This window comes from Mycobacterium sp., assembly GCF_035499775.1.
Lineage (GTDB): Bacteria > Actinomycetota > Actinomycetes > Mycobacteriales > Mycobacteriaceae > Mycobacterium.
On the sequence record NZ_DATJYB010000172.1, the window covers coordinates 1 to 6,911 of the forward strand.

At 65.4% G+C, this 6,911-nt stretch carries 6 protein-coding genes and 2 pseudogenes; 4 read left to right on the plus strand and 4 right to left on the minus strand.

Annotated elements, in window-relative coordinates; translation table 11 throughout:
• Both VML93_RS11860 and VML93_RS11865 read right to left on the minus strand, forming a co-directional pair.
• Positions 1 to 252, minus strand: a pseudogene (locus tag VML93_RS11860) (hypothetical protein); the annotation flags it as partial.
• Between the two features lie 13 nt (positions 253 to 265).
• Positions 266 to 766: a hypothetical protein gene (locus tag VML93_RS11865; RefSeq protein ID WP_325610785.1), complete on the minus strand. Its 501-nt coding sequence runs from the start codon at positions 764 to 766 to the stop codon at positions 266 to 268.
• Between the two features lie 165 nt (positions 767 to 931).
• On the opposite strand from VML93_RS11865, the gene arc reads away from it, so the two are divergent.
• Complete coding sequence (arc, locus tag VML93_RS11870) at positions 932 to 2,761, plus strand: proteasome ATPase (protein WP_325610787.1); 1,830 nt, start codon at positions 932 to 934, stop codon at positions 2,759 to 2,761.
• 1 nt (position 2,762) lies between these two features.
• Here the strand turns inward: arc and VML93_RS11875 are convergent, their stop codons facing one another.
• Positions 2,763 to 3,380, minus strand: a complete 618-nt coding sequence (locus VML93_RS11875) for a hypothetical protein (protein WP_325610793.1) — start codon at positions 3,378 to 3,380, stop codon at positions 2,763 to 2,765.
• Positions 3,381 to 3,429: 49 nt separating this feature from the next.
• Positions 3,430 to 4,623 carry a hypothetical protein gene (locus VML93_RS11880; RefSeq protein WP_325610789.1) on the minus strand — a complete coding sequence of 398 codons (1,194 nt, stop codon included), beginning with the start codon at positions 4,621 to 4,623 and terminating at the stop codon, positions 3,430 to 3,432.
• A gap of 89 nt (positions 4,624 to 4,712) precedes the next feature.
• Here VML93_RS11880 and dop point away from each other — a divergent pair, with 89 nt between their 5' ends.
• The 3 genes and pseudogenes from dop to VML93_RS11895 form a co-directional block, all read left to right on the plus strand.
• The gene (gene dop, locus VML93_RS11885) at positions 4,713 to 6,209 is read left to right on the plus strand and encodes a pup deamidase/depupylase (protein ID WP_325610791.1); all 1,497 of its coding nucleotides are present in this window, start codon (positions 4,713 to 4,715) and stop codon (positions 6,207 to 6,209) included.
• A gap of 119 nt (positions 6,210 to 6,328) precedes the next feature.
• Positions 6,329 to 6,523: a ubiquitin-like protein Pup gene (locus VML93_RS11890; RefSeq protein WP_325610792.1), complete on the plus strand. Its 195-nt coding sequence runs from the start codon at positions 6,329 to 6,331 to the stop codon at positions 6,521 to 6,523.
• Positions 6,520 to 6,911, plus strand: a pseudogene (locus tag VML93_RS11895) (proteasome subunit beta); the annotation flags it as partial. The gene VML93_RS11890 and the pseudogene VML93_RS11895, both read left to right, overlap by 4 nt.

Below are 6,911 nucleotides of genomic sequence, written 5' to 3' on the forward strand. Positions count from 1 at the left end.
CGTTGCGCCTTCGACCAGGCCCACCTTGTTGCTGCCCGGCACGTTCGGGTCGGCCAGTCGGCCCAGCACATCGGTGAGGGCTTCGGGCGGGGGCAGGGGCGCAGCCGGGGGAGACCCAACCGGACTCGGCGTGGCGATCGCCTCCGATGAGGCGGCTCCTGCGTCGACCTTGGGCCCGCCCGAACAACCCGAGAGCCCGGCCGCCGCCACTATCGCGGCGGCGCCTAGCAGGACAACAACATGTCGGCGCATTCAGGCCGGCGGGCTATGCGCCCACTCCCGCTTCCTGTACCAGCGCCAACGCCGAGGCGCGGGCGATCTTCCAGGTGCCCTGGTTCACGAACCTGACGTTGCGCGTCGCGGGTGCCAGCTTGGGACCGGAGGCGGTGATGTCGGCAGTGGCCGCTCCGGGACCGGCGGGCCGGATATTTGCCACGTTGAACGCCAGCGGCAGGGCGCCGTTGGCGACGGCCTCTTGGAACCTCGAATCGGCAAGCCCGGCTTCGAACGGTCCCAGGCCGCCCTCGATCAGGTTGGCCTTGCTCGCGAACGGCACGCCCTGAGCCTGCAGCCCGTTGAGGACTGCCATCACCTCGCCGGGGGTGGGCACGGCCTCGGCAGGGTCCAGCGGAAGCGGCACACCGAACACGACGATTTGAACCTGCGGATCCGTCGGACCGGCGGGTGAAACAGAAGTCACACCGGCAGCCGTCGCGCCGACGATGGCGAGGGCGACAATGCCTGTGGCGAGGGGTTTTATCGTCACGGCTGACCTTTCGCTCGGCCTGATTTGTGGCCGAGATTACCAGCGCGACATTATTTGTAACATTTCGAGCGGATTTCGGGGTATTTGACTACACACATGAACGGCCGATGGCCGGTAGCTTGGATGTATCCGCCGGATCATTTCGGTGCGGGAGAGGAGCGCAACATGGCTGAATCAGAGCGTTCTGAAGCCTTCGGTGCCCACCAAAACAACCCCTCGTCCAGCGACGATGCTGCCGAACTAGAACAACTGCGACGTGAGGCCGCAGTGCTGCGCGAGCAACTCGAGAACGCGGTTGGTCCGCACGGCAGCGTGCGCTCTGCGCGTGATGTGCATCAACTCGAAGCCCGTATCGACTCGCTCGCGGCTCGCAATTCCAAATTAATGGAAACTCTTAAAGAAGCCCGTCAACAACTTCTGGCGCTGCGCGAGGAGGTCGACCGGCTGGGGCAGCCGCCCAGTGGCTATGGAGTTCTGCTGGGGACCCACGAAGACGACACCGTCGACGTGTTCACGTCGGGTCGCAAGATGCGCCTGACATGCTCGCCGAACATCGAGGTGGCTTCCTTGCGGAAGGGCCAGACGGTCCGGCTGAACGAAGCCCTGACTGTCGTCGAGGCGGGGACGTTCGAGTCGGTCGGCGAGATTTCGACTTTGCGCGAGATCCTGGGCGACGGTCACCGGGCACTCGTCGTGGGCCACGCCGACGAAGAGCGCATCGTGTGGCTCGCCGAGCCGTTGGTCGCCGAAGATTTGCCGGAGGGGCATCCCGACGCCCTCAACGACGACACCCGGCCGCGCAAGCTGCGCCCCGGCGACTCGCTGCTGGTCGACACCAAAGCCGGCTATGCCTTCGAGCGCATTCCCAAGGCCGAGGTCGAGGACCTGGTGCTGGAAGAGGTGCCGGATGTCAGCTACGAGGACATCGGCGGTCTTACCCGTCAGATCGAGCAGATCCGCGACGCTGTGGAGCTGCCTTTCCTGCACAAGGAGCTCTACCGCGAGTACGCGCTGCGCCCGCCCAAAGGTGTGCTGCTCTACGGCCCGCCCGGCTGCGGCAAGACGTTGATCGCCAAGGCGGTGGCGAACTCGCTGGCCAAGAAGATGGCCGAGGTCCGCGGCGACGACTCGCGTGAGGCGAAGTCCTACTTCCTCAACATCAAGGGCCCCGAGCTGCTGAACAAGTTCGTCGGCGAGACCGAGCGCCACATCCGGCTCATCTTCCAGCGCGCCCGCGAGAAGGCATCGGAAGGAACACCGGTGATCGTGTTCTTCGACGAGATGGACTCGATTTTTCGTACTCGCGGCACCGGCGTCTCCTCGGACGTCGAGACGACCGTGGTCCCGCAGCTGCTGTCCGAGATCGACGGCGTGGAGGGGCTCGAGAACGTCATCGTGATCGGCGCTTCCAACCGCGAGGACATGATCGACCCGGCCATCCTTCGGCCCGGGCGCCTGGACGTGAAAATCAAGATCGAGCGGCCCGATGCCGAAGCGGCGCAGGACATCTACTCGAAGTACCTGGTCGAGGCCCTTCCGGTGCATGCCGACGACCTGGCCGAGTTCGACGGCGACCGCACGGCCTGCCTCCGAGCGATGATCGAGAAGGTCGTCGAACGGATGTATGCCGAGATCGATGACAACCGGTTCCTGGAGGTCACCTACGCCAACGGTGACAAGGAAGTCATGTACTTCAAGGACTTCAACTCCGGCGCGATGATCCAGAACGTCGTCGACCGCGCGAAGAAGAACGCGATCAAGTCGGTGCTGGAGACCGGGCAGCCCGGTCTGCGCATCCAGCATCTGCTCGACTCGATCGTCGACGAGTTCGCCGAGAACGAGGACCTGCCCAACACCACCAACCCCGATGACTGGGCGCGGATCTCGGGCAAGAAGGGTGAGCGGATCGTCTACATTCGCACCCTGGTCACCGGCAAGAGTTCGAGCGCCAGCCGGGCGATCGACACCGAGTCCAACCTGGGTCAGTACCTGTAGCTCAGGCGGTCACCAGCGAATAGCTGTTGGTCAGGTCGTCCTGGGTGACCTGGGCGTCGCGCGACATGGTGTCCACCCGCAGCTCTTCGGTGAGCACCCGCGTCAGGTAGGACCATGCGTCGGGCAGCTTCAGCCGGTCGCCCAGCTTCGGGAGATCGGCTCGCGAGAGCTCAGGGTCGACCACCTGGCTCCAGGTCTGCATGACCCAGCGGTGTCCGTGCGGGTCCTGGAGTTCGTAGACCTCTTCGCCGGCGTTGAAGACGAACACCGTGTGGCGGCTTACCTTGTTGACGCTGTAGGGCGCGGGGTTCATCGAGGACAGCAGCACGGTGGCCTGCAGGATCATGTCGATCCCGCCGAAGTTCTTGATGATCTGCGGACCTCGAGCTTGTTTTTCGATGGCGTTCATCAGCCAATAGCGTGGACCGTTGAGCAGCGCCGCGGCCGCGCCGTGCTCGGTGGCGATGGCATGCGGGTCGAGGGCTGACCACAGTTCGGCCGGGCAGTCGTTGAGCGGGAAGCTGTTGTAGACATTGGCCTGCGGACCCGCTTCGCCGGGGGTTACCAGGAGCACTTCGCCGTAACGTTGCCCGGATAAATTCGCCGGCTGTTCGCCCACGGCATCTCCGGTTTGGGGGCTGGACACCAGGGTGAAATTAATCACAGAGTCAGGTGGCGTCAACTTCGTCCCGCGGGGCGATATTTCCGCGGTAGCGGTTTCGCGCGATCAACGCGGCATGCAGCTCGTCGATAAGGGGGTCGAGGAAGCTCGAGCGGTAGTCGGCGTCGCCGGCCGCACGGGCGCTGATGTACATGAATGTCAACGCCCCAAGGAAAAGGCACATATTGAGCAGCGAATCCGGCACCGGAACCGTCATGCCGAACATCCTCGTGGTTTGAGACCCGACGTGGGTCCATTCCTTGAGCAGTGCCGGATTGAGCAGGATCAGCCCGAGAATCAGGTAGATCATCGAGGTCACCACTGCCACCACCGAGATCTGCACCAGTTGCGAGGCGGCCAGCACAAATACCACGTTGAGGCGTTCGGTCTTCTTCAGCGGGACGCGGGTGGAATCCGCGGGGGGATCCGGCATCGCAGCGAAGGGGGTATCGACGAGCTTTTCGGTGTCTTCGGGCAGCGTGGCGGACGACCTCAGCATCGGCCTCACCCGTTCGACCGTGGCCGAGATGACGAAGATCCCGGCGAGGGAGACCAGAAATGCCAACGCCAGCCACAGCCGCTTGCCGTCGATCGTCACCGCCATCAGCCAGACGTAGGTGTTGAAGAACACCAGTGCGGTGAGCAGGACCACCGGCAGGGACCGGACCAGCAGCGCGCCGACGGTCGCCACGTGCGAGAGCATCATGCGCACCGCCCACATGAGCACCGCCGCGACGCCGGAGCCGGTCAGGATCAGTACCACCGCCACCACCGCGGCTGACAGCATGGCATCCGAAAGTCGTTGGGACGGAGCTGCATTGATCACACCTGCGAGCACTGCGACGATCGCCGCGGCGATCCCCGCCACTGCCCTGCGCCGATGCGCCAAGCGGGGCACGAGCCAACCGACGAGAATTCCCAGCGGTAGGGCGGCCGCGACTATCGCGAGCACCACCCATTCGACGGTTGACGGTTTCCCTTCGATATGGACTTCGTTGCTCCCGGCGATCAGCAGGATCGGGATACCGCAGGCCTGAATCGTCGCGTACGCCGCCAGGACGGGGGCTGACCGCGCAAACAGCCGCCGCCACCGGCCCCTGGTCGTCAGCACCGCCGGCAGGCCCCGCTGCAGGAACCAGTTTTCAGCCTCGGCCCTTGGCGATGTCTGGCGTGCCTGTGGGGGGCGCGGCGAGAGGCTCATGACGGCTCACCCTAATAGCGCGCACGCCCTTGTGCGGCCGGTTGATGCCCGGCCTCAGCGAGCTGCAGACGGCCCGTAGGCTTTATGGCATGCAACGGATTATCGGGACGGAGGTCGAATACGGCATTTCGTCGCCGTCGGACCCGACCGCCAACCCGATCCTCACCTCAACGCAGGCGGTGTTGGCCTATGCGGCCGCCGCGGGCATCCAGCGCGCCAAGCGCACCCGCTGGGACTACGAGGTGGAATCGCCGCTGCGGGACGCCCGGGGTTTCGACCTGAGTCGCTCGGCCGGCCCGCCGCCCGTCGTCGACGCCGACGAGGTCGGCGCGGCCAACATGATCCTGACCAACGGGGCGCGGCTCTACGTCGACCACGCGCACCCGGAATACTCCGCGCCCGAGTGCACCGACCCGCTGGACGCGGTGATCTGGGACAAAGCCGGCGAGCGCGTGATGGAGGCCGCGGCGCGGCACGTCGCCAGCGTGCCCGGAGCCGCCAAACTGCAGCTCTATAAGAACAATGTCGACGGCAAAGGCGCTTCCTACGGGTCGCACGAGAACTACCTGATGTCGCGCCAGACGCCGTTCTCGGCCATCATCGCCGGGCTGACCCCGTTCCTGGTGTCCCGGCAGGTGGTGACGGGCTCCGGCCGCGTCGGCATCGGACCCTCCGGTGACGAGCCCGGCTTCCAGCTCTCCCAGCGCTCCGACTACATCGAGGTTGAGGTCGGGCTGGAGACCACGCTGAAGCGCGGCATCATCAACACCCGCGACGAACCACACGCCGACGCCGACCGCTACCGCAGGCTGCACGTCATCATCGGCGACGCGAACCTCGCCGAAACGTCGACCTATCTGAAGTTGGGCACCACGGCGCTAGTGCTCGACCTGATCGAAGAAGGTATCGAGCTGACCGACCTGGCACTGGCCCGGCCAGTGCACGCGGTCCACGCCATCAGCCGCGATCCGTCGCTGCGGGCCACCGTGGCGCTCCTCGACGGTCGCGAACTCACCGGCCTTGCGCTGCAACGCATTTACCTCGACCGGGTGGCCAAACTGGTCGACAGTCGCGACCCGGACCCGCGCGCCGCCCACATCGTGGAAACCTGGGCAGACGTACTCGACCTGCTCGAGCGCGATCCGATGGAGTGCGCCGAGCTGCTGGACTGGCCGGCCAAGCTGCGGCTACTGGAAGGTTTCCGACAGCGCGAGAACCTGAGCTGGTCGGCGCCCCGGCTGCACCTCGTCGACCTGCAGTATTCCGACGTCCGGCTGGACAAAGGCCTGTACAACCGGCTGGTCGCGCGCGGCTCGATGAAGCGTCTGGTCACCGAGCATCAGGTGCTCGAGGCGGTGGACAACCCGCCCACCGACACCCGGGCGTATTTCCGCGGTGAATGCCTGCGCCGGTTCGGCGCCGACATCGCGGCGGCCAGCTGGGATTCGGTGATCTTCGACCTGGGTGGCGACTCGCTGGTTCGCATCCCGACGCTCGAGCCGCTGCGCGGCAGCAAAGCGCACGTCGGCGCGCTTTTGGACTCGGTGGACAGCGCTGTGGAGTTGGTTGAGCAGCTAACCAGCTGAGCGAGCCGCACAATAGGACGTACAACCGGGAAACGTCGTGGTCGACCGGTAGGGTAGATAAATACCGGCTTGGCGCGTGAGCGCCGATAAATGAAGCCGATAACTAGCAGGAGGCGGCGATGGCTCAGGAGCAGACCAAGCGTGGCGGTGGTGGCGGCGACGAAGACGATCTCGCCGGCTCCACGGCCGCTGGCCAGGAGCGTCGCGAGAAGCTGACCGAGGAGACCGACGATCTGCTCGACGAGATTGACGACGTCCTTGAGGAGAACGCTGAGGACTTTGTCCGCGCGTATGTCCAAAAGGGCGGACAGTGACCTGGCCGTTCTCTGATCGCCTGTCCCTTAATTCTTCCGCTGTAGACCTGTCCTCGTTCGCTGACTTTCTCCGTCGCCAGGCGCCGGAGCTGCTGCCGGCGGGTCTTGGCGGCGGCTCGCAAGCGGGCGGCGCCAGTTCCCAGCTGCCGCATGGGACCACGATCGTCGCGCTGAAATATCCCGGTGGCGTCGTCATCGCGGGCGACCGGCGATCGACGCAGGGCAACATGATCGCCGGGCGCGACGTGAAGAAGGTGTACATCACCGACGACTACACCGCCACCGGCATCGCCGGAACCGCCGCGATCGCCGTCGAGTTCGCCCGCCTCTACGCCGTCGAACTCGAGCACTACGAAAAGCTCGAAGGCGTCCCGCTGACGTTCGCCGG

Bases quoted from the DNA above. Each gene is read 5' to 3' on its own strand.
- arc (WP_325610787.1), top strand. From the start codon at position 932: ATGGCTGAATCAGAGCGTTCTGAAGCCTTCGGTGCCCACCAAAACAAC.
- VML93_RS11880 (WP_325610789.1), bottom strand. From the start codon at position 4,623: ATGAGCCTCTCGCCGCGCCCCCCACAGGCACGCCAGACATCGCCAAGG.
- dop (WP_325610791.1), top strand. From the start codon at position 4,713: ATGCAACGGATTATCGGGACGGAGGTCGAATACGGCATTTCGTCGCCG.
- VML93_RS11890 (WP_325610792.1), top strand. From the start codon at position 6,329: ATGGCTCAGGAGCAGACCAAGCGTGGCGGTGGTGGCGGCGACGAAGAC.